The following is a 25032-nucleotide window of genomic DNA, read 5'->3' on the forward strand; positions in this document are numbered from 1 at the left end:
GATGGCAATTGCTGCACAATACAATGCGAAAAAAGTAGAAGACAGGTGGTATGACTACTGGATGAAAAACAATTATTTTCATTCTGAAGTCGATGAAAGAGAGCCTTATACGATCGTAATTCCCCCACCTAATGTTACCGGGGTTTTACATATGGGTCATATGCTTAACAATACCATTCAGGATGTTTTGGTAAGAAGAGCCAGGCTAAAGGGCTTTAATGCATGCTGGGTACCCGGGACTGACCATGCATCTATCGCAACAGAGGCTAAAGTGGTTGCCAAACTTAAGTCTGAAGGTATAGATAAAAAGGATCTTACCCGTGATGAATTTCTACAACATGCCTGGGACTGGACTCATAAGCATGGCGGTATTATTCTTCAGCAGTTAAAAAAGCTTGGGGCATCATGTGATTGGGAACGTACGAAATTTACGATGGACGAGAATATGTCGGCTTCAGTAATTAAGGTCTTTGTAGATCTTTTTGAAAAAGGACTTATCTATCGCGGATATCGCATGGTGAACTGGGATCCCCAGGCCAAAACAACCCTTTCTGACGAAGAAGTGATTTATGAAGAGAGGAATGGAAAGCTTTATTATCTGAAATATAAAATAGAGGGTAGTGATGAATACCTTACTATCGCAACAACCAGGCCCGAGACTATTTTAGGAGATACGGCGATCTGTATAAATCCAAATGACGAAAGATTTGAGCATTTAAAGGGGAAGAAAGCAATTGTACCTATCTGCAACCGAACTATCCCTATTATCGAGGATGAATATGTAGATATGGAATTTGGTACAGGTTGCCTTAAGGTAACTCCTGCTCATGATGAGAACGATAAAAATCTAGGAGATAAGCACAATCTTGATGTGATCGATATCTTTAATGATGATGCTACTCTTAACCATTACGGTTTGCATTATGAAGGAAAGGATCGTTTTGTTGTGCGGGCTGAAATTGTTGAGGAATTAGAAATATCAGGTTTTTTAGATAAAACGGAGGATCACGTAAACAAAATTGGTACAAGTGAGCGTACAGGAGCTGTAATAGAACCAAAACTTAGTGATCAGTGGTTTTTGAAGATGAAGGAAATGGCCAAACCGGCCCTGGATGCGGTTCTCGGAGATGAAATAAATCTTGTGCCTGAAAAATTCCTGAATACCTATCGCCACTGGATGGAAAATGTGAGAGACTGGAACATTTCACGTCAGTTATGGTGGGGACATCAGATTCCGGCTTACTATTATGGCGATGGAAAAAATGATTTTGTGGTAGCAGAGACTTCGGAAGAAGCTTTGGAGAAAGCAAGAAAAGCTACTGGAAATGAAAACCTCCAGGCAACAGATCTTATTCAGGATAAGGATGCACTTGATACCTGGTTCTCATCCTGGCTATGGCCAATGAGTGTCTTTAATGGTATTCTTGAGCCTGAGAATAAAGAGATCAAATATTATTATCCTACAAATGATCTTGTTACAGCCCCGGAGATCCTTTTCTTCTGGGTGGCGAGGATGATCATGGCCGGATATGAATATCGTGGGGAGAGACCATTTAAGAATGTATATCTCACCGGAATTGTAAGGGATAAACAAAGACGTAAAATGTCCAAGTCCCTTGGGAATTCCCCAGATCCCTTAGGTTTGATAGACCAGTATGGGGCTGATGGTGTTAGAGTGGGTATGCTGTTAAGTTCACCAGCAGGGAATGATCTGATGTTTGATGAAGATCTTTGCAAACAGGGAAGTGCGTTTTCAAATAAGATATGGAATGCTTTCCGTTTAGTAAAGGGTTGGGAGGTTTCAGAAGAAGCTGAGCAGCCAGAAACAGCAAAATTGGCCATCGAATGGTATAACTCGAAATTTCAAAAGACTTTGAGGGAGATTGAAGATCACTACTCTAAATACAGGATCAGTGATGCCCTTATGTCTACTTATAAACTTGTGTGGGATGATTACTGTAGCTGGTTCCTGGAAATGGTAAAACCTGGTTACGGAGAACCAATCGATTCCAGGACATATAAGGCTGTGATCCAGATACTGGAAGAGAATCTGAAGATTCTACATCCTTTTATGCCTTTCGTTACTGAAGAGATATGGCAGGAGATTACTCCCCGTAAACCGGAAGAGGCATTGATAATAGCGAAATGGCCAGAAGAAAAAGATTTTGATGAGGCTATCATTAAGGAATTTACTCATGCAGCCGACGTAATTGCCGGGGTGAGAAAAATCAGGAAAGACAAGAATATTTCGTTTAAGAATGAAATTGAGCTTAGTGTTTTGAATAATGAAGATACTGCCAGAACTTTTGATCCGGTTATTTCAAAAATGGGAAATATCTCAGCTTTGGAATATGTAAACGGTTCAGTGGACGGAGCCCTTTCTTTCAGGGTTAGGTCGAATGAATATTTTATCCCGATCGTTGGAGCCATTGATGTGGAGGCTGAAAAGAAAAAGATCGAGGAAGAGCTTAATTACACTCAGGGCTTCTTGAAATCTGTAGAAAAGAAGCTTTCAAACGAACGATTTGTGAATAATGCCCCGGAGAAGGTTGTTGCTGTTGAAAAGGCCAAGAAGGCCGATGCAGAGGCGAAGATAGAGGCGCTAAAGGCCAGTCTTAAAAACCTGAATTAATAAGGGGTTTGATCTATAAATAAAAAAGGAGGGCATTTTGCCCTCCTTTTTTTATATCTGTATTTTTTTATTCGGGAATAGCCCCAATATGCAGTTCCACGAGTTCGATATATCGTTGTTTAGCTTCCTGTTTACTCAGGTCTTTTACCTGCACCAGGGCATTCACTTTGAAAGCACTTCTAAGATCTCCGCGGTTCGTTGTGGGGATGTAGAAGCCATTTTTTTCGGTTGCCCTTTTATATAGTGCATAAAAATGCAAAAGCACATCAGGTGGGAATTGCTGGTCTGTGCTACTCGCCATTTCATAGGCTTTTAGAAATTTTGTGTTTTCTTCTGCCATCATAAGAACTTACTAAGCGATATCAGCAATTATGCTTACACCACCTTTTACTTTTTCATTTAATCCAACTCTTACTTTCGATCCTACCGGAACGAAAACATCAACACGACTTCCAAATTTTATGAATCCGCTGTCACTACCCTGAACTACTTCAGCGTCAACTTCAGCATAATTTACAATTCTTTTCGCCATGGCTCCGGCTATTTGCCTGTACATGATCTCTCCAGCTACCTCATTTTTTACCACTACGGTAGTTCTTTCATTCTCCTCGCTGGATTTCGGGTGCCATGCAACCAGAAATTTACCAGGATGGTACTTACTGTATGTAACTTTTCCTCCTACCGGATGGCGTGTTACATGAACATTAATGGGTGACATGAATATAGAGATCTGCAACCGGTTATCCTTGAAATATTCTTTTTCGTAAACCTCCTCAATCGCTACAACTTTACCATCTACCGGGGCTATAATATGTTCGTTATTGTGATTCGTTACTCTTTTTGGGTTCCTGAAGAATTGCAGTATCAGAAAGAAAAAAATCACCGAAACAATAAGGATGACAAATTTTATCCAGTATATATTAATTAAACTGTAAGTAATGATATTTATTGCGATCAGGATGATCGCAGTAATCGTCATTATTTTATATCCTTCTTTATGAAACATAATTCAATATATATAAATAAGCATAAATAAACGGACTTGCAAAGATAATACTATCCAGTCTGTCAAACAATCCGCCATGTCCTGGCATTAATTTTCCACTGTCTTTCACCCCCGCCTGTCGTTTGAATTTTGATTGAATGAGATCACCTAAAGTTCCAAATATACTCAGGATAATAGCCATTCCCAGCCAGATTACTACAGTCAGGAAATTGCTGTAATACCAGATGATATAACTCATTATGCAACTAAATACCAGTCCTCCAAGAAAACCTTCTATGGTTTTATTGGGAGAGATCTTCTCATAGAGTTTCCTTTTTCCGAAATTCTTCCCTATTAAAAAAGCAAAAGTGTCATTGGTCCAGATTAGAAGAAAGATTCCTATGACCAGTTTCGGTATAAAAACACCTTCTATAGTTGGAATAAGTGTAAGGAATATGGTAGAGGAAATCAAATAAAATATTATGATGATATATTTCTTCTTTTCAAAGACCGGAATTTTCTTTACTACAAGTAAATCCTTTACGAGAAAAAGATTGACAAATATGGTTATGAATAACAGGAGGACAGTGGCGTCCTGGTTGAATTTAAGAAAGCTGAACAGGTAAAAAAGAATTGCCTGTAAGAAATAAAGAGCATAGCTTTTCAGGCGTAAAAGCTTCTGCATTTCAATAAGACATACAAGGCTTAAAATATAGAAAAGCAGGATAAAGATCAGTTCGGAAGATAGAATTGATGCAACCAAAATGGATGTATACAATAAGCCTGATACAGCACGAATTATGGTTTCCCTCATAAATTACAGATCTTCCAGTAGAAGCAAATATAAGTTTTTTGTGCTACTTCCGTAACTCATGAAATCACCCTCTTTTTGGGTCTCAAAATTTTTGATTGTGGTGATATTGGAAGGGATTTGCTGTTTGTTCTTGAATTTGATTCCTCTTAGACCTTCCCCTATGGTATCTATCAGCTGACTGGTGGAAGATAGGATTACGAAATTGGGAGGTAGGTCATGCAGTTTGCGCTCTTTGATCTGATTTGATGAAATAAGAATAGAACCATCATTTGCTACAAGGAATTCACAGGTAGAAAGAAAAAAATCGGCGCTCGCAGATTTGTTGAATTCTAAATTGAAACCGGAGAATTTACTCTTTAATTTTTCATCAAAGCAACAGCATTGCTTTTCATACCAGTCATTCTCCATAAGAATATTGTCAAATGCTTCCCGTATCTCTGTATCATCAATGCAATACAGGAACTTACCACCATTATTCTTAAAGTTCATCATGAAACGCTCATCGGTAGGTAGTTTTACCTCCGGCATATATTTGCCTCTCTCAGCATTTTCAGGGATATCCTGATCCTGATCTGATTTGGGCTTTGGATTGAGAAACCTCTTGAATAGATTCATAGAGTTTTGGGTATGGTTCCTACAGTCATTTTACCAAAGTTAAAAAATCTCAAATTAACCTTCGTTTAATTTGAGATTTTTTACTTGGAACTTCTACACTAATTATTAACCGAATCGTTTTCGGTCAATTCTTCTTCGTCATCTGTACTTTTTCCCTTGGTAGCTTTGGATTCTTTCCCGTTCTTGTTCTTTTCTTCAAGGGTGTTCTTTTCCTTTACAGGTTGTCCCTCTTCTTTTTCTTTATTGAACGGTCGCTTCCCAAAGATCTTCTCAAGATCATCTTTAAAAATAACTTCTTTGTCGAGCAGAATCTCTGCCAGCTGGGTAAGCTTGTCCTTGTTGTGCTCTAAAAGATCTACAGCACGCTTGTATTGAGCTTCAATAAGATTCGAGATCTCTTTGTCTATTAATTCAGAAGTCTTTTCACTATAAGGCTTGGTGAAATTATATTCACTTTGGCCTGAAGAATCGTAATAGGTAAGATTACCTACGGCTTCATTAAGCCCATAGATAGTAACCATGGCTCTGGCCTGTTTTGTTACTTTTTCAAGGTCGCTTAGTGCTCCGGTAGATATTTTATCGAAGATTACTCTTTCAGCTGCACGGCCACCAAGTGCGGCACACATTTCATCCAGCATTTGCTCTGGCCTTACAATAAGCCTTTCTTCTGGTAAATACCATGCAGCACCCAGCGATTGTCCACGTGGGACGATAGTTACTTTTACAAGTGGCGCGGCATGTTCCAGCATCCAGCTTACGGTAGCGTGACCAGCTTCGTGGAATGCAATGGCTTTTTTCTCTTCAGGGGTAATGATCTTGTTTTTCTTTTCAAGTCCACCTACTATTCGGTCCACGGCATCCAGGAAGTCCTGTTTACCTACTGCTTTATTTCCTTTTCTTGCTGCTATAAGAGCGGCCTCATTACAAACATTCGCAATATCGGCCCCCGAAAATCCGGGAGTCTGTTTTGCAAGGAATTCTATATCAAGTTCATCAGAAACTTTTTTAAGTGGTTTTAGATGAACCTCGAATATTTCTTTTCTTTCTCTAAGATCGGGTAGGTCTACATAGATCTGACGGTCAAAACGACCGGCTCTCATAAGCGCCTTATCCAGCACATCGGCACGGTTGGTGGCTGCGATCACGATCACGTTGGTGTTGGTGCCAAAACCATCCATTTCGGTAAGCAACTGGTTAAGGGTGTTCTCACGTTCATCATTTGAACCTGAAAAATTACTTTTTCCACGAGCCCGTCCAATCGCGTCTATTTCATCGATAAAAATGATAGATGGTGATTTTTCCTTTGCCTGTTTGAAAAGGTCTCTAACACGGGAAGCACCTACTCCCACAAACATTTCAACGAAATCTGATCCTGATAATGAGAAGAAAGGAACTTTCGCTTCTCCGGCCACAGCTTTTGCAAGTAATGTTTTACCAGTACCAGGAGGGCCTACAAGCAATGCTCCTTTTGGGATTTTACCTCCAAGTGCAGTGTATTTATCTGGCTGCTTAAGAAAATCAACGATCTCCTGCACTTCTTCTTTCGCTCCTTCAAGTCCGGCAACATCTTTAAAAGAAGTCTTTACATCGGTATTCTGATCGAATAATTTGGCTTTGGATTTCCCAATATTGAAGATTTGTCCTCCTGCGCCACCACCGGCACCCGAGCTCATCTTTCTCATGATGAAGATCCAAACCCCGATAATCAGGATAAATGGTAATAAGGCCCAGAACAGCTCACCCAGAACATCGTTAGAAGTATCATAGGTGACAATGGTGTCAAGATTATTTTCTTTTTTGATCTCGTTGATGTCATTTTCAAAATTCTGAAGGTCACCAAACTGGAAAGTGTAAGATGGGCTTTCTCCAGTGGGGAATAATTCAGGATCAACATTTTTCTTATGAATATCTTTCTGCTTGGCTTCATCTGTCAGATAGACACGGGCAAGATTTCGGTTAATGATCTCAACCTTCTTAATGTCTCCATCTCTTAAATATTCCTTGAATTCAGCTGGATTGGTCTTGGCAGGTTCAGAAAAACCTCCTCCTCCAAAAAAGTTTATGCCTAAAAATATGATAATGATCGCCGCATAAATCCAGTAGGCACTGAATTTAGGTTTTTTGGGATCTAATTTTTTCTTCGGTTTTTGATTCGCCATTCTGTCGTGCTATAATTTGTATTTAATAACTGGTTTCTATGGATGTGATCTTTGCATCACCCCACAGGCTCTCAATATCGTAAAATTCCCTGATATGTTTCTGAAATACATGAACTACTACGTTCACATAATCCAGAAGAACCCATTCGGCATTCTCGCTTCCTTCGACATGCCAGGGTTTATCTTTCAGGTTTTTACTAACTGTTTTCTGTATGGAATTTACTATGGCGTTAACCTGCGTATTGGAAGTCCCGTTGCAGATTATAAAATAATCACAAACTGTATTTTCTATCTCTCTAAGGTCCAGGATATCAATATCATTCCCCTTAACTTCCTCTATCCCTTTAATAATATGTGCAATAAGTTGATCGCTGTTTTTTTCCTTTTTCGACATTAAATTAATTTATTTACGCAAATTTATCATTTTTTGCTCTTTTAAAGAGATTGTTAACACAAGATTTAACGCCCTCTTTCTTAGTATTTATATATGCGTATAATCAAAGTTAATGCCATTGATTCCACTAATTCCTTTGTTCGTAAGTTTTACGAAGGGAATAATAATTTTGAGCCTGTATGTGTGCGAGCCATTAGTCAAACCAGGGGTAGGGGGCAAAGAGGTTCCTCCTGGGAGTCTAAAGCTGGTGAGAACCTGACCTTTAGTGTTCTTTACCCGCAAACAGAACTGAATATTTCACGACACTTTCTTCTGAGCGCTACAATTTCCCTGGCGGTTCTTAAAGCACTGCAGGAGCTGAAGATTCCTGAATTGAAAGTGAAATGGCCTAACGACATTCTGTCAGCAAAACGAAAGATAGGCGGAATCCTCATAGAAAATATTGTGAAGACCGAAGGTATCGTAGCCAGTATAATAGGGATCGGCCTTAACGTGAATCAGACAGATTTCAAGGGACTTCCTCAGGCCGGATCTCTTAAAAGTGTTACAGGTAAAGAGTTTGATTTAGACGAATTGATGAATAGTATACTTTTTACAATTCAATCAAAGTTGAAAGAATTGCCGGAAGTAAGTCCTAACCAGATTTTAGAAAGTTATGCTCTGAATATGTTCAGGCTGAATGTAGTTTCTGCTTTTTCTTCACCAGAGGGGAAACATTTTAATGGGATCATTAGGGGTGTGACTACCGATGGTAAGTTGAACCTAGAAATAGAAGAAGGCGTTTTTAAGACTTTTGATCTGAAAGAAGTACAGTTGCTTTATTAAAATAAAAAAGCCGGATTTTTTCCGGCTTATGATCTATAATTTCGAAGCATTTTCACTTAACGTGTTTATGAATTTTTTGAGAGGCCCTTTAATCATCATGCTCATCATCGGGTTGAAATTACCTTCAAAGTTCATAAATACCTCACTTTGTGAGGGGCCGGCTTCAGAAACATGAATGTCCAAATTGAATGGAAACTTATCTGAAGTTGAGCCTAAACGAACCAGTTCGGGTTCTTTGGTTTCTGTGATCTTTAACCTTATTTCAGGCATCCCTTTTAACTGAAAAAGAAATGTATCCTGGGCAGTAGCCTCAAATTTTTCTTTGCTCTCGGGCATCAGCTGTTCATAATTCTCCACGTTGGTTAGGAATTGAAACATTTCCTGCTGACTTTTTCCGGTAGTTACTTTCTGGCTTTCTAATTTCATTCTTATGCTTTCCAGTTGGCAGGATCTTCTCTCCACTTGCGAAGGATCCCTGCTTCTTCTGCATTAATATAATGGGTGTTTTGTGCTGTTTCTATGAGATGTTCGTAGTCACTTAAGGTATGAAGCTCGATCTCAGCTTTCTTAAAGCTATTTACTGAAGTGTCAAACCCATAGGTAAAGATCGCGAACATGCCTTTCACATTGGCACCTGCTTCCTCAAGGGCTTTCACGGCATTCAGGCTGCTTTTGCCCGTACTTATGAGATCTTCGATCACCACAACGGTTTGTCCCTCTTCCAGATTTCCTTCAATCTGGTTTTGTCTTCCATGTCCCTTTGGTTCAGGTCTAACATATGCAAACGGAAGACTCAAATATTCTGCAACCAGCATGCCTATACCTATGGCACCCGTTGCCACTGCTGCGATTACATCTGGTTTCCCGTACTTTTCTTCTATTTGTTTAGCGAAATGTTCCCGCACGTAATTTCTGATCATTGGATATGACAGGACTATCCTGTTATCACAATAAATAGGGGATTTCCAGCCACTTGCCCAGGTAAAGGGTTGTTGTGGTTCCAATTTTATTGCTTTAATTTGCAACAAAAGCTCAGCAGTCTTTTTTGCTGTTTCTTTATTCAAAATCATAGCTGCAAATGTATAAAGTTTTTGTGAATGATATTCCCATAATTCTTTCTACACAGAAAGAAATTGGAGAAAAATATACTTCTTTTCCTCTAAAAACAGTTCGTTTTAAGAAAGTGGTGAAAAGAATCCTGAAGGGAAAACTGATGTATGTGAATCTTTATCATCCAGATGAGACAAAGCTCCTGAAATATCTATTCAAAAAAATGAAAGTGATCACTGCAGCTGGTGGTATGGTGGTTAACCCTGAGAAAGAGATCCTTTTTATTTATCGCAATAACCGATGGGACCTGCCTAAAGGTAAAATTGAAAAAAACGAGGATGTAAAGACCTGTGCAATTCGGGAAGTTGAAGAGGAAACCGGAGTACAGGGGCTTAAAATAACCCGTTTTATTACCAGGACATACCATGTTTTTAGAAGAAAGGGGAAATTGCGTTTAAAGGAAACTTACTGGTATGAGATGTATACCGAATACGATGGAGAACTTGTGCCTGAATTAAATGAAGGCATAAAAAAAGCCAAATGGAAAAACTTCGAAAAGAGTCAGAAGGCCTTGAAAAAGTCTTATGCCAATATCAAAATGCTATTCCCTGAAAAGTACCTAGCGGGGAAGTCGGAAGACTGGGTAGCGTAAATGAGCCTCTTCGTAGTTTTCTGAATGCTTGTGCAGCCAGTCCAGCTGTGCATACCAGCTATTCCTGAATTCAGCATCACCACGCTTCTTTTCTTCAAATTCATCCTTAAGTTCCTGGTCTTCTACGAGCAATTTTTTGGCGATATCTTCAAAAACATAGGGTGAAAAACCTTCTTTTTGTTGCAGCACAGTATCGAAAAAGTTCCAGTTAAAGAAAGAATCCATAGCGGTTGGTTCCAGAGTTTCCAGAAGATATCTTGCACCATCCTGAAAAGTCGTGATCAGATAGTCTCCTTTTCTGAATCTTACCTCTTTTACTGATTTGCTTACCGAGGTGTTTTTATGCAAATAATGACCTTCATAAGCTGACTTTACAGTTTCAAAATCTTCAATGTTATAGACCTCTACCTCGATCAATGTATCTCTTTTAAGAGTTTCCATTTTAATATTATTCAGTTTCAACCGATCGATGACCTGCCACCATCCCTGCGGGATTATATATGCTCTTGGAATCTCAACCTCTTCGGTAGCGGTGAAATTGTCATAATATTCTATTTCCTTGGTGAAGGCTTTATCTCGATCATATTTTAAGCGTTCCTGGCCGGTAACTTCACTGGTTATCTTTTCTCCTTTGTATCCCTTGAATTCCCTTTTGCTGGGATTTTCCTTATCTACTTCAAATTTCAGATTGTAGTGACGGTCGGTAAGATACTTTCTCCTGGCCTGATTTCTCAGATCTTTAATTATGCCGGTTTCCGCATCGGTAATTTTGATCATTGAGCGCATTAACTCATATGTTCCCATTACCCTTTTATCATAAGGTTTCAGCATATGAGTCTCCACCATCATTCCCAGTGTGTTCCACAGGGTAGTGTATCCGGTAGAATATCTTGGGTAGTCCATAAACTGGGAAAAGCCATTTTCTGGAACCTCGTTAAAGACATTCACATAAGGAGTAATGTCCCATTCTTTAATTCTTAAAGAATCTTCCAGGGCAGGCATCATTTTTTTATTCACATATTCACCTAAATTTCCACCAAGTTTATTGTGCTGAGTGAACAGATGAGTGAGTGTATACTGATAATCTGCACCATTGCTTACGTGATTATCTATAAAGACATCGGGATTCAAATAATGAAAGATCTTATAAAATGTCTGGGCGTTTTTTGTATCGGCTTTTATAAAATCCCTATTTAGATCATAATTTCGGGCATTACCCCTGAATCCATATTCTTTTGGTCCATTTTGATTGGTTCGGGTAGTTGAATTCCTGTTAAGAGCTCCCCCAACATTGTAAATGGGAATTGTGGCTATAATAGTGTTCTTTGGTGAGGGAATAGAATCACCAGCAAGATCTCTGAAAAGCATCATGGTGGCATCTATCCCATCGCTTTCACCTGGGTGGATGCCGTTATTAATAAGCATTATGCTATGGGAGTCCCTGTAATTTTCAATATCAAATTCTCCTTCCGGATGATAAACAGCAAGGTGAAGAGGCAGGCCGCTGTCTGTTTCTCCGAATTCCAGAAGAGTTACGGTCTCATAAGCATCTTCTAGCTGCTCATAAAAATTGATTACCCCGTTGTAGGTATCGGTTTCTGTTCCTTCCGATTTTTCGAACTGGGTCTCAAAATCATATTCCTTGATTAACCTGTATTTGGAAAAATCACAGGAGGTAAGGCTGATCAAAATCCCCAATATCAACCAAAATCTTTTCATAAAATTTTCTGAAAATATTGCCGTAAACTTAGTTAAAAAGTCTGAAAGCTGCCAAAATCATAGTATTTATATCGGGTGTCAACAATTGTTAAACTCTATTTTTTGATCTCATAAAGTTAAGTTTAGCTCATATTCTTCCTTATTTTAACTAAAATTGTGTTACATAAACTTATGTTTTGAACTTGAATAGGTATTTAATTCTTCTTTTTACGCTTACGCTGGTAAACTTTCTTGAGGCTCAGGAGATTTCTGGTGTCATTAAAGACAGAGACCTGGGAGAAGTGATGGAAAATGTGAGAGTTGAAACATCAACTGGAGATGTGGTATATTCAGACTCGCAAGGTATGTTTTTTATTGCCCAGGCAGATTTCCCTGTAGAATTGAGATTTTCTTTTTTGGGATATAAAGAGAAGATAATGATCTTAAGGTCTTTTAAGACTGACCTGAAAGTATTCATGGCGCCCGAAATAGGACAGTTGTCTGAGGTGATCTTAAGAAGTTCAAACATCCCTAAAAAACTATTGCAAACTCCAGCGGCAGTAAGTCTTATCTCCAGGGATGATCTGGAAAGAACCAATAATATCAATCTTGTAGAGAATTTTAATTATTTACCGGGAATTTACGTGAACCAGGGCGCCCTAAACACAAATAAAATCAACATTCGTGGAGTTGGGTCCAGGGCTCAGTACAGTACCAATCGTATCAAAGCTTATATAAATGGAATTCCCCTGACCACCGGGGAGGGAGAGCTTACTTTAGATGATTTTGATCCCGAATTTCTGGATAGGGTAGAAATATACAAAGGCCCGGTTTCCTCAGTCTTTGGGGCCGGGCTGGGAGGCGCAATAAATCTGTTTACTCAAAAAAGAATACAGGAGCAAAGATCTGTGAACGGTGATTTCACCTATGGAAGTTTCAATACCCATAAAACAAGGATGAATATCACCTATGTGAAAGATAGTCTGGATCTATCTGTGAATTATAATAAGGTTGATAGTAAGGGCTACCGGGAAAATGGAGATTATGACAGGATTTCTATGACCGCTAATGCCGGTCTTCTGAATAAAAAAGGAAACTACTGGTCGATCCTGTTCTCTTATACCAATTTAAAGGCTTTCATCCCCAGTTCGCTAAATGAAGATGATTTTTTGAACCAGCCTCAGAAAGCGGCTTTCACCTGGGCTCAGTCTGCAGGTTATGAGTCTTACAGCAAGAATATTTTAGGACTGTCCTATGAACATAAGTTCTCTAAAGATTTAAGGAATCAGACTTCAGTTTTTTTCAATTCCAGGGATGGCTATGAACCGCGTCCCTTTGATATTCTGGACGACGACCGTAGCTCCGTAGGGATAAGAAGTAAATTCAATCTTGAGTCTTCCTTATTTGAAATGCCTGCTGAATTCGGTTTTGGTACTGAAGCAATGTTGGAATGGTATGACCTGGCCACTTTTGAGAATCTTTATGAAGATTCTGAGGTGCCTGAAAGTATACAGGGGGGAGTTTTGAGTAAGAATCACCAGAGTAGGAATTATGTGAACTTTTTTGGGCAGATGAACATGGATCTTACTTCAAAATTGCTTCTTGAGGTTGGGTTTAACTTTAATACAACCGCTTATAGCCTCGAAGACGAATTTGATGAAGATGAAATTAACCAGTCTGGTGATTACCGATTTGAGCCGGTTTTTTCTCCTAGATTAGGCTTGAGTTATGAAGCATTCCCGGAAAAGAACTTTTACGCCTTAGTGAGCCATGGTTTTTCTACTCCTACCGTGGCAGAAACCTTGACTCCGGAAGGCTTGATAAATACCGATCTTCAAACGGAAAAAGGCTGGTACTATGAGGTAGGCTTCAAAGGGAACTGGTTAAATAACAGACTTTATACCGAATTAAGTTTGTATTCCATACAGATCAATGATCTACTGGTAGCACGTAGAGTGGGGGAAGATCAATATGTAGGTCTCAATGCAGGAAAGGCGGATAGGAATGGAATTGAAATTACATCTTCCTTGATGACTAATCTGAACGAAGAATTCAGGTTGTTTCTTTTTCTGAATTCGAATTTCAATTTTTTCGAATATGATCTATTTGTAGATAGAGGAGAAAACTACTCGGGAAATGAAATCCCCGGGACACCTGAATACATGGTCTCGCCTGGAGTTGAGTTAATTTTTAAGGACTTTTCAGCGAATGTCAATTACCGGGCATTTGGTAAAATAGCTCTGAATGATGCGAATACTAGATATACAGATCCATATCAATTATTGAATTTTAAGCTGAATTATGATTGTCGGGTTGGTTACGGTTTTGACCTTGAACTTAATTTTGGGATAAATAACATTCTAAATGAGCATTATGCTGCAAGTGTTGTCACTAATGCTGTGGGTTTTGGAGGTTCTCAACCCCGATATTACTATCCGGGTAATCCCCGCAATTATTTTGGAGGAATTAGTTTGAAGTATACTCTCTAGTTTTTAGAATGTAATTCCGATCTGTCGAAGGCGGAGAAGGAATCTCACCTTCAATCTTGAGATTCTTTGGTTATTGCTTCAGTATTGGCAGGGAAATTACTTCTTTCTAACCACATCTGGTACCATAAACTCATAATTACCGCCATGATGTATCACATCGCGTACTACCGTAGAAGAAATATGTGATTTTCCTGAACTGGAAATAAGAAACACACTCTCTATACCGGCCATTTTATAATTGGTTTGCCCGATCGCTTTTTCAAATTCGAGGTCCTGGGCATTTCTTAGCCCGCGAAGGATAAAACCTGCGTTTTGGGATTTGCAGAATTCTACTGTTAAACCTTTGTAGGTTTCCACTCTTAATTTTGGTTCGTTTTTATAGGTCTCTTTAAGAAAATGGAGTCTTTCTTCAAGGCTGAACATATATTTCTTACTGGAATTGGTTCCAATGGCCAGGATAATCTCATCAAACAAAGGCAGGGCACGATCGATGATATCGGTATGTCCCAGCGTAAGCGGATCGAAAGATCCCGGAAAAACTGCTTTTTTCATCTCGCGGTTTTAGGTCGGTTATATTTTTAAAAGATAATCAGAAATTATTATTTAGTTCTTTAAAGCTTCCTCTATGGCACTTCCAAAAAGTTCCGGCAGGCTTATTCCGGCTTTCTCAGCCTGTTGAGGCAGAATACTGGCCTGGCTCAAACCAGGGTTAGTGTTCATTTCGATAAAATGAGGTTCGCCATTATGGAAAATGAACTCAGACCTTGAATAGCCTTTCATCTTGAGCTTTTTGTAGATCATTTTAGCGATGTTCTGAACTTTTTCGGTGTCTTCTTCAGAAATTCTCGCTGGAGTTATTTCCTGAGACTTTCCAAGATATTTTGCTTCATAATCGAAGAATTCATTTTCTGAAACTATTTCGGTCACAGGCAGGGCCTTGATCTCTCCTTTGTAGGTGATGACCCCAACCGACACTTCTGTTCCGTCAAGGAAAGATTCAATAATGATTTCATTGTCCTCGGTAAAAGCATTTTTAATCGCGGGGATAATATCTTCCTTGTTATTTGCCTTCGCCACCCCGAAACTACTGCCGGCACGATTCGCTTTTACAAAACATGGAAGCCCAACTTTGTCGACTATTTCATCAATATTCACTTCATCACCTTTATCCATGAAATAGTTGACCGCTGTTTTTATGCCATAAGGTCTTAAAACACTTATAAGATCACGCTTGTTGAAGGTAAGAGCCGACTGATACATGTCGCAACTGGTTTGCGGAATATTGAGAAGTTCCAGGTAAGCCTGTAAAAGTCCGTTTTCGCCTGGTGTTCCATGGATGGTGTTAAAAACACAATCAAACCTCACCACTTTATCATTGATGGTAACGGTAAAATCGCTTTTATTTACCGGGTAAGGAGTGTCATCTGCCGCCACCACAAACCATTCATTTTGTAAGATATGTACTCGGTAAGGTTCATAAAGACTGCGGTCAAGATTCTTATAAACTATATTTCCGCTGTTAATAGAGATGCGATATTCACTGGAATACCCGCCCATTGCAATGGCAATATTTTTCTTCATATTCAATATATCCGGTTAGAAGTCGTTAAACAAAAATATCACTTAAAAGGGCAGTCACCAAAACCAAAGGGTTTTATATCTTTGCCCATTATCAATAAACTATGGGATTATTCAGATTTATTTTCAGCAAGACCTTTTTAATTCAATTAGTACTCGCGGTTATTGTACTGATTGTTATAGCATTTTTAACGATGCAATGGCTTGATTATTCTACCAACCAGGATCAAAGGATAGAAGTGCCAGATCTGGCAAAAATGAATCTGGACGTAGTAGAGGATAAACTGGATGAACTTGATCTAAAATATGAGATCCTGGATTCTGCCAATTTCAATCCTGATTTTCCAAGGTATTCTGTTATAGATCAGGTTCCGGCACCGGGCAAATTTGTAAAAGAAGACAGGAAAATATATCTCACTTTGAATCCATCCGGTTACAGGAAGATTCAGATCCCAAATAACCTTATTAGAAAGACCAGAAGGCAGGTAGAACCTACTTTACGTTCTCTTGGTTTTGAGATAGGTGAAATTACTTATAAACCTGATATCGCTGAAGATGCCGTTCTTGAACTAAGGCATAAGGGGAAACTTATAGAACCGGGAGATGAGTTGATGAAAACATCGGTAATCGATTTGGTACTCGGTGACGGAAGTGGAAGGTATAATCAGGAAACTGAAGATACCATTGAAGTGGATGAAACAGAAAACGAAATTGATGAGTTCTAAAAAAGACCAGAGAGAAGAGATAGACGAGCAGGAAGAGGACGAGAGTCTTTATGAACATCATAAATTCGTTGCCGAAGTGGGCCAGAAGCCTTTAAGGGTGGACAAATACCTGATGAATTTCATTGAGAATGCCACCCGAAATAAGATACAGAAAGCTGCGAAAAGCGGAAATATCTACGTAAATAACGAAACAGTAAAACAGAATTACAAGGTCAAGGCCGGCGATGTGGTGCAGGTTATGTTCGAGCATCCACCGTATGAATACTTGCTGGTTCCTGAAGATATTCCTTTAGATATTGTTTATGAGGATGATTATCTGCTGGTTGTTAACAAACCTGCAGGCATGGTGGTGCATCCAGGGCATGGCAACTACAGCGGGACACTTATCAATGCTCTTGTTCATCATTTTGATAATCTTCCTAATAATAGTAGCGACAGGCCTGGATTGGTACATCGCATAGATAAAGATACCAGTGGATTACTTGTCATAGCCAAAACCGAGCATGCTATGGCTCATCTTTCCAAGCAATTCTTTGATAAGACCAGTGAAAGAGAATACGTGGCCCTGGTTTGGGGAAATGTAGAGGATGAGGAAGGTACAATTGAAGGAAATATTGGCCGGAATCCGAAGAACCGACTCCAGAATGTGGTTTATCAGGGAGATGATGCCGATAACGGTAAACCCGCAGTAACACATTATAAGGTTCTTGAGCGCTTTGGGTACGTGACCCTGGTTTCCTGCAAACTGGAGACGGGAAGGACTCATCAGATCCGTGTACATATGAAGCATATTGGGCATACACTTTTTAATGATGAGCGTTATGGAGGTGACAGGATCCTGAAGGGAACCACTTTCACGAAATACAAGCAATTTGTCGATAACTGCTTTAAATTGCTTCCGCGGCAGGCGCTGCACGCTAAAACGCTAGGTTTTACTCATCCCGAAACCGGTAAATGGATGAGTTTTAATTCTGAACTACCGCAGGATATGGTAGACTGTATTGAGAAGTGGCGTAATTACGCTAAGAATCAGAAGGAGTTTTTGGATAATTAGGGCGTGCCCCAAAATGAGATTTTGGGTCGGGCTTTCGGCAGTCGCTGTCCTTCGTCAGGCTCAGGACGAGCTCCCACAATGCCTCAATCCCTCACGCTAGAACCTCCGCTTTTTAGTCTATAAGTCGCTTCTATCGATTCATAAGAAACAAATTTCAGGGATTTTTCGGTTTTGGAACTGATGGGTTATCTTTGGCGTAAAATTAACCGAAAAGAAATGAAAATTGTTGTTTCGCCGGCGAAAACGCTGGATTATGAATCAAAATTACCCACTGCTCGAGGAACTCAACCTGAATTTCTGGAAACAGCCTCAAAACTGAATCGCAAACTTTCCAGACAGAGTAAAAAGAAGATTTCAGAACTAATGAGCATTAGCGATAAGCTGGCCGATCTTAATTATTCCAGATATCAGGAATTTCAGGAAGAACACGATAAAAAGAATTCCCGCCCTGCCATCTATGCTTTTAATGGAGATGTGTATACCGGACTGGATGCCTACACGATCCCTACTGACAAACTTGACAGGCTTCAGGATACACTAAGAATTCTTTCGGGGATGTATGGGATATTACGTCCGTTAGACCTTATTCAGCCATACCGACTGGAAATGGGAACTTCTATTGGAATAGACAGAAAAAAGAATCTTTATGAAGTCTGGCAAAATAAGGTGACTGATTATTTGAATAATGAATTGGAGGATGACGAGTTATTCCTTAACCTGGCCAGTAACGAATATTTTAAGGCGGTTGATGAAAAAAAATTGAAAGTCCAGGTAATTTCTCCTGTTTTTAAAGATTTTAAAAATGGGAAATTAAAGGTGATCAGTTTCTTTGCAAAAAAGGCGAGAGGATCAATGGTGCGTTATATTATCGACAAGGATTGCAAAACTTTAGATGATGTAAAAGGTTTTGATTATGATGACTATCGCTTTAGTGAAGAATACACCGAAAATGAGAATGAACCTACGTTTATAAGGTGAATTTCGTCAAGCTGAACTTGTTTCAGCTTCTCATAGATCCTGAAACGAGTTCAGGATGACGTAACCCTTAAAATATTAATTTCTTTGGAACTATTCCATCACAAACATCCATTTCCACCATTTATTCCTGAAAATGCCACGAAACTGATCGTAGGCACGCTTCCGCCGCCAAGATTTACGAAAAGGCAGCTCAGGGAAGATGATGTCGATTTTTGTTATGGAAGCGGAGATGGTTTGTTATGGATCATTTTAGACCGGATCTTCGATTTGGATCTTAAATTCGAAAATACCGAAGAGGCTGTGGAGCAACGTAAAAGATTCCTTCATGATAGGGGGATCGGGATTTGCGATGTGGTGGAAAGCAGTCGGCGGGAAAAGATAGATGCTTCCGATCTTGGAATGCAAAAGGTAGAGTTGAGGGATATGATCAATATTCTGAGAGAAAATCCAGGGATCGATACGCTTTTATTCACAGGAGGGAATTCAAAGAATGGACCCGAATATTTCTTCAGAAAATATTTGAAAGAATCCGAACATGATATTCGGTTAAAGGTAATTTCAAATAAATCTCCGCGAATTCATCAGTTTGTTCTTGATGGCAGGTTAATTAAAACCGTTTCATTGATCGCCCCGTCGGGAGCGGCAAATATAGCGGTAGGGAGTTCACAGTTGTATAAGGACCTGAAAAAGAAAAACCCTGAATTCAATACGATTGATTTCAGGGTCCTTCAGTATAAAGAATTTTTCTAGTTGCTAATCATTGCAATTCTTTTTTTTCCTGATCGGCAAGGGTTGTGGGCTTGATCTTAAACTTTTTACGCTTAGGCCTTAACTTCCCATGAGTTCCGATAGCAATCTTTCCTCGTTTGGTTTTTTTATCACCTTTTCCCATAAGTTACTCCTTATTTTTTTGATCTCTTATAGTTTCATCGTCGAAATCGACTTTATTGGTCTTTTTATCACGATCTCCAATGCCTCCGCTTAGAGGATCATTTTCGCTTCTTTTTCTATCTTTCTTTCCTTTGTGCTTATCTTCAATTGGTCCTCCCATAATGTCAAAATTTTAATGGTTTACTCTAAAATAAGGAGAAAAGGAGAAAAAAGCTGCTAAGGGCCTGTTACAATTAGGTTAAAGCTTTAACATTTTGTACAAAGGAGGAGATGTCTGCAATCCCATTCTTATCCACATATTTTATAAATGCACTTCCAATAATTGCTCCCTTCGCAAATTCGGTAGCCTGGTCAAAGGTTTCTTTATCCTTTATTCCAAAACCTACTACCTGTGGATTTTTTAATTCCAGATTATCAATTCTTTTAAAGTATTTCCTGGTTTCTTCGCCAAATCCACTGGTAGAACCAGTCACACTTGCACTACTTACCATATAAATGAATCCATCAGAGACCGAATCAATGAATTTTATACGCTCATCTGGAGTCTGCGGGGTAATAAGGAAAACATTTATAAGATCATATTTTTCGAATAATTCACGGTATTTTTCATTATAAACATCTACTGGCAAATCTGGAATGATCAACCCATCAATGCCTGTTTCCTGACATTTCTTACAGAATTCCTCCACGCCATATTGTAGAATCGGATTGAAATACCCCATAATGATCAGGGGGATTTGAACCTTTTCCCTGATGCCATCAAGCTGCTCGAAAAGTTTTGTGGTGGTCATTCCATTTTTCAGGGCTTTGGTAGAACTTTCCTGGATGGTTGGTCCATCTGCTAATGGATCACTGAACGGGAGACCGATTTCAATAAAATCCACCCCGCTTTTTTCCAGGTCTGTGATGATCTTTTCAGTATCATCGATATTCGGGAAACCTGCTGTGAAATATATAGAAAGCAGTTTATGGTCTGCCTTGAGTTTTTCTTTGATTCTGTTCATTTTCTATTTTTTCTGTCTTTGCAAGGGCAAAGCCCGAAGCAATCTTTTTCCGTCATTCTGTCCCGAAATCTCGGGAGTTTCAGAATCTTAAGAGACGCTGAAACGAGTTCAGCGTGACGTGTCTTACAAATTAAAATATTCGATATAAGTATTGAGATCCTTATCCCCACGCCCCGAAAGATTTACCACTACGATATCATCTTTTTTGAACTTCCGGTCTTCAAAGATGGCCAGTGCATGAGAAGTTTCTATAGCTGGAATGATCCCTTCCAGTTTCGCTAGTTCCAGTCCTGCTTTCATCGCGGCTTCGTCGGTAATACTAATGAATTCCCCTCTTTCGCTGGTAAAAAGATTCGCATGCATGGGACCTACGCCGGGATAATCCAGCCCGGCCGAAATTGAGTATGGCTCGGTGATCTGTCCGTCGCCGGTTTGCATCAACAAAGTCTTGCTACCGTGGATGATACCCGCTTTTCCCAGCGCTGAGGTGGCCGCGCTTTCACCTGAATCAACTCCCTTTCCGGCAGCTTCAACAGCAATAATTCCGACATTCGGATTATCCAGATAATGATAATAGGCGCCCGCCGCGTTACTGCCTCCTCCAACACAAGCCACCACATAATCAGGATCTTCCCTGTTTTCTTTTTCTTTCAACTGGACCTTGATCTCCTCTGAGATAACAGCCTGGAATCTGGCGACCATATCAGGGTATGGATGAGGTCCAACAACCGAACCAATGATATAATGGGTATCAACCGGATTATTGATCCAGTCACGAATCGCTTCGTTGGTCGCATCTTTCAATGTTCGGCTTCCTGATTTAGCAGGAACTACTTTTGCACCCAGCATTTTCATACGGGCGACATTCGGTGCCTGCCTGTCAATATCTATTTCACCCATATACACGATACATTCCATTCCCATTAATGCACAAACTGTAGCGGTAGCCACACCATGCTGGCCAGCACCGGTTTCAGCGATAATTCGATTTTTACCAAGTTTTTGTGCCATCAGGATTTGTCCGATAGTATTGTTCACTTTGTGAGCACCGGTATGACAAAGATCTTCACGTTTCAGGTAAACCTTTGTACCATATTTTTCACTGAATCTTTTTGCGTAATAAAGGGGAGTAGGGCGCCCCACATAATCTTTTAGAAGATCCTTGAATTCCTTTTGAAAGCTCTCTTCTTTCATTATATCAAGGTAGCGCGAACGCAATTCCTCAACATTCGGATATAACATTTCAGGAATATAGGCCCCTCCAAATTCTCCGTAATATCCTTTTTCATCAACCTGATAGCTCATTCTATAAATTTATCTGAGTTTTGAAATCTTTCAATTCCTTTAATTTTTTTAATCCCGGCTTGAGTTCAAATTTACTGTTCACATCAACCGCATAGAGTAAGGCCGGTTTTCCTATTCTTAAAAAGTGGTCTTTTAGTTCTGAAATAGCACTTCCGTGTTCCGGGCCAATCCCGCCGCTTAAGAAGAAGGGGGTGTTGGAAGGATACTCTTTGAGTATCTGCCAGTTAAAATCTTTTCCTGAACCTCCCCTTAGCTCGGTTTTGGTGTCAAACAGAAAATAATCCACGATCCCTTCATAAGCTTTTATTACCTGAAAATCCAAGCTTTCCCCAACCGAAAACACTTTGATCAGCTCAGGAGTATTTCCTAATTTTTGGAGTTCGCTCTTCAGATATTTACAGAATCCTGCAGTTTCATCGCCATGAAGCTGAACAGCATTTAGATTGTATTTTGAAACTTTTTGAAGGATATCATCCAGGCCAGCATTTACGAAAACCCCTGTTTTTTTGATCTCGGCAGGAATTTCGGGAAGTTCACCATCAAAGTAACGTGGAGATTTGTCATAAAAAATGAATCCCATATAATCAGGCTGCAGTTCGGCGACCTGTATCATATTCCCGGGCTGTTTCATCCCGCAAACCTTAAGACTTAAACCTGAACTTTGCCCCGATGCCGGCGTGATCAGGTTTTTTTCTTCCATGTTTTCCTGGTTCATTTTATGCGATCGATTTTAGTTGTTTAATAAATTTGGTGGCTGCAGCTCCGGGATCATCTGTTTTCATAAAGTTTTCACCGATCAAAAATCCTTTGAATCCATAATTTTTAAGATCAGCTATTGCCACTGTATTGCTTATCCCGCTTTCGGATACTTTTACGAATTCATCCGGAATAAGAGCTGATAGTTTTTTGGAGTTGGCAATATCTACCTCGAAAGTTTTCAGGTTGCGGTTATTCACTCCAATCATATCGGCATTTACCTTCAGGGATTTCTGTAATTCTTCTTCATTGTGAATTTCAAGAAGCACGTCCATACCAAGTTTCTTTGCTGAATCTGCAAGATAAGTCATTTGTTTTTCAGTTAAAACCGCGGCGATTAGTAGGATGGCATCGGCTCCATGGGCTTTGGCCTCCAGGACCTGGTATTCATCGATCATGAATTCCTTCCTGAGGATAGGGATATTTACAGAAGCCCGGGCGTACAAAAGGTCTTCCAGAGAACCTCCAAAATATTTTCCGTCGGTTAAAACTGAAATTCCCGAAGCACCCGCATTTTCATATCCTGAGGACACATCCTGAACATTCAGACTTTGATTGATAACCGATTTTGAAGGAGATCTTCTTTTATGCTCGGCAATGATACCCGAACCAATCTTTAAATTTTCTGCCAGAGAAACGCATTTTCTTTCAAACAGAACAGACTTTTCCAATTGAGAAACCGGGATCAGCGCTTTCTTTAATTCAACTTCCTTAAACTTATCTGCAATAATCTTATCGAGAATATTCATCTAATTCAATTTTGACTTAATTCCTGCAATTTTTTAAAACTTTCAAAAGCTTTTCCTGACTCAAGAGATTCCTTAGCGGCTGCAAAGCCATCCTGCGGATTCAAATTTCTTGAAGTAGCAATCGCCATTCCCGCATTAGCACACACCACGTTATTTTGAGCTTCGGTTCCTTTGCCCTGTAAGATATTGGTTAGGATCTCAGCGGAACTTTCTATAGAACCGCCACCTGCAATTTCAGATTGTTTCAATTCTGAAACTCCAAAATCTGAAGCTTTCAGGATTCTTTCAGAATTGTTGCTGATGCTTTTAGTTTCACCCGTTAAAGAAATCTCATCATAGCCATCCAAAGCATGTAAAATTGTATAATTCTTATCGGTATTCTGATAAAGATAGGCATACATCCGGGCCAGTTCAAGGCTGAAAACACCTACCAGCTGATTCTTAGGAAAAGCCGGATTCACCATAGGCCCGAGCATGTTGAAAAAAGTCTTTACCGCCAGGCTTTTTCTAACCGGGGCAACGTTTTTCATCGCGGGGTGAAATAAAGGTGCATGCAGAATGCAGATATTAGCCTGATCTATGCATTTTTCTAAAAAACCGGCATCGTTGCTGAATATTATTCCGAGAAATTCCATCACATTAGAACTTCCGCTTACCGACGAAACTCCGTAGTTTCCATGTTTAGCCACTTTAACTCCGGCTCCCGCAGTTACAAATGATGAGGTAGTGGAAATATTGAAAGTATCTTTCCCGTCGCCACCGGTTCCGCAAAGGTCTACCGCTTCATAAGCTGAAAGATCAACCTTGATACATAATTCAAGAAGTGCGTCGCGAAACCCTTCAAGCTCTTCAATGGTAATACTTCGCATCATATAGACCGTAAGAAAAGCTGCGATCTGGGTTTCATTGTACTTACCTTCAGAAATATTGAAGATAACCTGTTTGGCCTCTTCGCTGGTAATGGTCTCGTGGCTTATTAGCCTGTTTAATAATTCTTTCATTTCCTAAATTTCGTACTGAGGTTTGGCTTCTGTTTTTTCTTGTTTTCCTTCAGGGTTGTGGTCTACCCAGTTTTTTATCATCTTCTTCCCATCTGGAGTTAGAACCGATTCAGGATGAAACTGTACTCCGCGAACATCAAATTCCTTGTGTCTTAAAGACATGATCTCGCCTTTTTTGTCATAACTGGTAGCCTGAAGGGAATCAGGTAAATTCTTATCTACTACCCAGGAATGATAACGCCCAACCTGGAGCTCCTTTTCGAGACCTTCAAAAATATATTCATCGTCCACAAAAAGCTCAATTTTAGTGGCTACCCCGTGGTACACATCATCAAGATTATTCAGGGTCCCACCGAAGACTTCACCAATTGCCTGCATCCCCAGGCAAACACCAAGAATGCTTTTTGTAGCGGCATATTTTTCAATTATTGGTTTGAGCAATCCTGCTTCATCCGGGATTCCCGGGCCGGGAGATAATAATATCTTCTCATAATCTTCAGCTTCTTCCAGATCCAGCTTGTCGTTCCTTTTAACTACTACCTGGCAATCCAACTCCTCTAGGTAATGAACCAGGTTGTACACGAAAGAATCGTAATTATCTATTACCAGAATTTTCTTTCCTTTTATGATTTGATCTTTATTCATTTTTTTCTTTTTAATAACCCAGTCAAAGCCCTT

The 25032-nt window shown here is 39.7% G+C and carries 27 protein-coding genes; 8 read left to right on the top strand and 19 right to left on the bottom strand.

Features of this window, described 5'->3' with window-relative positions; translation table 11 throughout:
- Position 1: 1 nt before the first annotated feature.
- Positions 2-2632, top strand: a complete 2631-nt coding sequence (locus NE848_RS01000; protein ID WP_252110353.1) for a valine--tRNA ligase — start codon at positions 2-4, stop codon at positions 2630-2632.
- A gap of 67 nt (positions 2633-2699) precedes the next feature.
- Here the strand turns inward: NE848_RS01000 and NE848_RS01005 are convergent, their stop codons facing one another.
- The 6 genes from NE848_RS01005 to rsfS form a co-directional block, all read right to left on the bottom strand.
- Entirely contained in the window at positions 2700-2972 is a 273-nt protein-coding gene (locus NE848_RS01005) for an acyl-CoA-binding protein (RefSeq protein ID WP_341482772.1), read from the bottom strand.
- Positions 2973-2984: 12 nt separating this feature from the next.
- Entirely contained in the window at positions 2985-3638 is a 654-nt protein-coding gene (locus tag NE848_RS01010; RefSeq protein WP_252110355.1) for a phosphatidylserine decarboxylase family protein, read from the bottom strand.
- Positions 3628-4431, bottom strand: coding sequence for a phosphatidate cytidylyltransferase (locus tag NE848_RS01015; RefSeq protein WP_252110356.1), 804 nt, complete (start codon positions 4429-4431; stop codon positions 3628-3630). The genes NE848_RS01010 and NE848_RS01015 overlap by 11 nt, the downstream gene beginning before the upstream one ends.
- Before the next feature lie 3 nt (positions 4432-4434).
- Complete coding sequence (locus NE848_RS01020; RefSeq protein WP_252110357.1) at positions 4435-5046, bottom strand: LUD domain-containing protein; 612 nt, start codon at positions 5044-5046, stop codon at positions 4435-4437.
- A gap of 98 nt (positions 5047-5144) precedes the next feature.
- Positions 5145-7205, bottom strand: a complete 2061-nt coding sequence (gene ftsH, locus NE848_RS01025) for an ATP-dependent zinc metalloprotease FtsH (protein ID WP_252110358.1) — start codon at positions 7203-7205, stop codon at positions 5145-5147.
- A gap of 22 nt (positions 7206-7227) precedes the next feature.
- The gene (gene rsfS, locus NE848_RS01030; protein WP_240096511.1) at positions 7228-7599 is read right to left on the bottom strand and encodes a ribosome silencing factor; all 372 of its coding nucleotides are present in this window, start codon (positions 7597-7599) and stop codon (positions 7228-7230) included.
- A gap of 93 nt (positions 7600-7692) precedes the next feature.
- Here rsfS and NE848_RS01035 point away from each other — a divergent pair, with 93 nt between their 5' ends.
- Positions 7693-8424, top strand: coding sequence for a biotin--[acetyl-CoA-carboxylase] ligase (locus NE848_RS01035; RefSeq protein WP_252110359.1), 732 nt, complete (start codon positions 7693-7695; stop codon positions 8422-8424).
- 33 nt (positions 8425-8457) lie between these two features.
- Here NE848_RS01035 and NE848_RS01040 read toward each other — a convergent pair whose 3' ends face one another.
- Complete coding sequence (locus NE848_RS01040) at positions 8458-8850, bottom strand: SRPBCC family protein (protein WP_252110360.1); 393 nt, start codon at positions 8848-8850, stop codon at positions 8458-8460.
- 2 nt (positions 8851-8852) lie between these two features.
- The gene (gene pyrE, locus NE848_RS01045) at positions 8853-9494 is read right to left on the bottom strand and encodes an orotate phosphoribosyltransferase (RefSeq protein WP_252110361.1); all 642 of its coding nucleotides are present in this window, start codon (positions 9492-9494) and stop codon (positions 8853-8855) included.
- Between the two features lie 8 nt (positions 9495-9502).
- Here pyrE and NE848_RS01050 point away from each other — a divergent pair, with 8 nt between their 5' ends.
- Positions 9503-10126, top strand: a complete 624-nt coding sequence (locus NE848_RS01050; protein WP_252110362.1) for an NUDIX hydrolase — start codon at positions 9503-9505, stop codon at positions 10124-10126.
- Here NE848_RS01050 and NE848_RS01055 read toward each other — a convergent pair.
- Complete coding sequence (locus NE848_RS01055; protein ID WP_252110363.1) at positions 10094-11845, bottom strand: M14 family metallopeptidase; 1752 nt, start codon at positions 11843-11845, stop codon at positions 10094-10096. The genes NE848_RS01050 and NE848_RS01055 overlap by 33 nt on opposite strands.
- 182 nt (positions 11846-12027) lie before the next feature.
- Here NE848_RS01055 and NE848_RS01060 point away from each other — a divergent pair, with 182 nt between their 5' ends.
- Positions 12028-14313 (top strand): TonB-dependent receptor, encoded by a 2286-nt coding sequence (locus tag NE848_RS01060; protein ID WP_252110364.1) that lies wholly within the window; start codon positions 12028-12030, stop codon positions 14311-14313.
- 96 nt (positions 14314-14409) lie between these two features.
- On the opposite strand, the gene coaD is transcribed toward NE848_RS01060, so the two are convergent.
- Both coaD and NE848_RS01070 read right to left on the bottom strand, forming a co-directional pair.
- On the bottom strand, positions 14410-14865 hold the full coding sequence (coaD, locus tag NE848_RS01065; RefSeq protein WP_252110365.1) for a pantetheine-phosphate adenylyltransferase: 456 nt from the start codon (positions 14863-14865) through the stop codon (positions 14410-14412).
- Positions 14866-14916: 51 nt separating this feature from the next.
- Positions 14917-15894: a D-alanine--D-alanine ligase gene (locus NE848_RS01070; protein ID WP_252110366.1), complete on the bottom strand. Its 978-nt coding sequence runs from the start codon at positions 15892-15894 to the stop codon at positions 14917-14919.
- A 101-nt stretch (positions 15895-15995) separates the two neighbouring features.
- On the opposite strand from NE848_RS01070, the gene NE848_RS01075 reads away from it, so the two are divergent.
- The 4 genes from NE848_RS01075 to NE848_RS01090 all read left to right on the top strand — a co-directional run bounded on the left by NE848_RS01075 (position 15996) and on the right by NE848_RS01090 (position 19398).
- Positions 15996-16616 (top strand): PASTA domain-containing protein, encoded by a 621-nt coding sequence (locus tag NE848_RS01075; RefSeq protein WP_252110367.1) that lies wholly within the window; start codon positions 15996-15998, stop codon positions 16614-16616.
- Positions 16606-17670, top strand: a complete 1065-nt coding sequence (locus NE848_RS01080) for an RluA family pseudouridine synthase (protein ID WP_252110368.1) — start codon at positions 16606-16608, stop codon at positions 17668-17670. The genes NE848_RS01075 and NE848_RS01080 overlap by 11 nt, the downstream gene beginning before the upstream one ends.
- A 216-nt stretch (positions 17671-17886) precedes the next feature.
- The gene (gene yaaA, locus NE848_RS01085) at positions 17887-18648 is read left to right on the top strand and encodes a peroxide stress protein YaaA (RefSeq protein WP_252110369.1); all 762 of its coding nucleotides are present in this window, start codon (positions 17887-17889) and stop codon (positions 18646-18648) included.
- Positions 18649-18732: 84 nt separating this feature from the next.
- Positions 18733-19398, top strand: coding sequence for a uracil-DNA glycosylase family protein (locus tag NE848_RS01090; protein ID WP_252110370.1), 666 nt, complete (start codon positions 18733-18735; stop codon positions 19396-19398).
- Positions 19399-19405: 7 nt separating this feature from the next.
- On the opposite strand, the gene NE848_RS01095 is transcribed toward NE848_RS01090, so the two are convergent.
- The 8 genes from NE848_RS01095 to NE848_RS01130 form a co-directional block, all read right to left on the bottom strand.
- Positions 19406-19540: a 30S ribosomal protein THX gene (locus tag NE848_RS01095; RefSeq protein WP_131397972.1), complete on the bottom strand. Its 135-nt coding sequence runs from the start codon at positions 19538-19540 to the stop codon at positions 19406-19408.
- 3 nt (positions 19541-19543) lie between these two features.
- Positions 19544-19699 carry a hypothetical protein gene (locus NE848_RS01100; RefSeq protein ID WP_252110371.1) on the bottom strand — a complete coding sequence of 52 codons (156 nt, stop codon included), beginning with the start codon at positions 19697-19699 and terminating at the stop codon, positions 19544-19546.
- A 73-nt stretch (positions 19700-19772) separates the two neighbouring features.
- On the bottom strand, positions 19773-20543 hold the full coding sequence (gene trpA, locus NE848_RS01105) for a tryptophan synthase subunit alpha (RefSeq protein WP_252110372.1): 771 nt from the start codon (positions 20541-20543) through the stop codon (positions 19773-19775).
- A 123-nt stretch (positions 20544-20666) separates the two neighbouring features.
- Positions 20667-21848 carry a tryptophan synthase subunit beta gene (gene trpB, locus NE848_RS01110; protein WP_252110373.1) on the bottom strand — a complete coding sequence of 394 codons (1182 nt, stop codon included), beginning with the start codon at positions 21846-21848 and terminating at the stop codon, positions 20667-20669.
- A gap of 1 nt (position 21849) precedes the next feature.
- Positions 21850-22563: a phosphoribosylanthranilate isomerase gene (locus tag NE848_RS01115; protein WP_252110374.1), complete on the bottom strand. Its 714-nt coding sequence runs from the start codon at positions 22561-22563 to the stop codon at positions 21850-21852.
- 1 nt (position 22564) lies between these two features.
- Positions 22565-23353: an indole-3-glycerol phosphate synthase TrpC gene (gene trpC, locus NE848_RS01120; RefSeq protein WP_252110375.1), complete on the bottom strand. Its 789-nt coding sequence runs from the start codon at positions 23351-23353 to the stop codon at positions 22565-22567.
- Positions 23354-23358: 5 nt separating this feature from the next.
- Positions 23359-24354, bottom strand: a complete 996-nt coding sequence (gene trpD, locus NE848_RS01125; protein WP_252110376.1) for an anthranilate phosphoribosyltransferase — start codon at positions 24352-24354, stop codon at positions 23359-23361.
- A gap of 3 nt (positions 24355-24357) precedes the next feature.
- Positions 24358-24999, bottom strand: a complete 642-nt coding sequence (locus NE848_RS01130) for an anthranilate synthase component II (RefSeq protein ID WP_252110377.1) — start codon at positions 24997-24999, stop codon at positions 24358-24360.
- Positions 25000-25032: the final 33 nt, after the last annotated feature.

The sequence above is a fragment of the Gramella jeungdoensis genome, assembly GCF_023805255.1.
Lineage (GTDB): Bacteria > Bacteroidota > Bacteroidia > Flavobacteriales > Flavobacteriaceae > Christiangramia > Christiangramia jeungdoensis.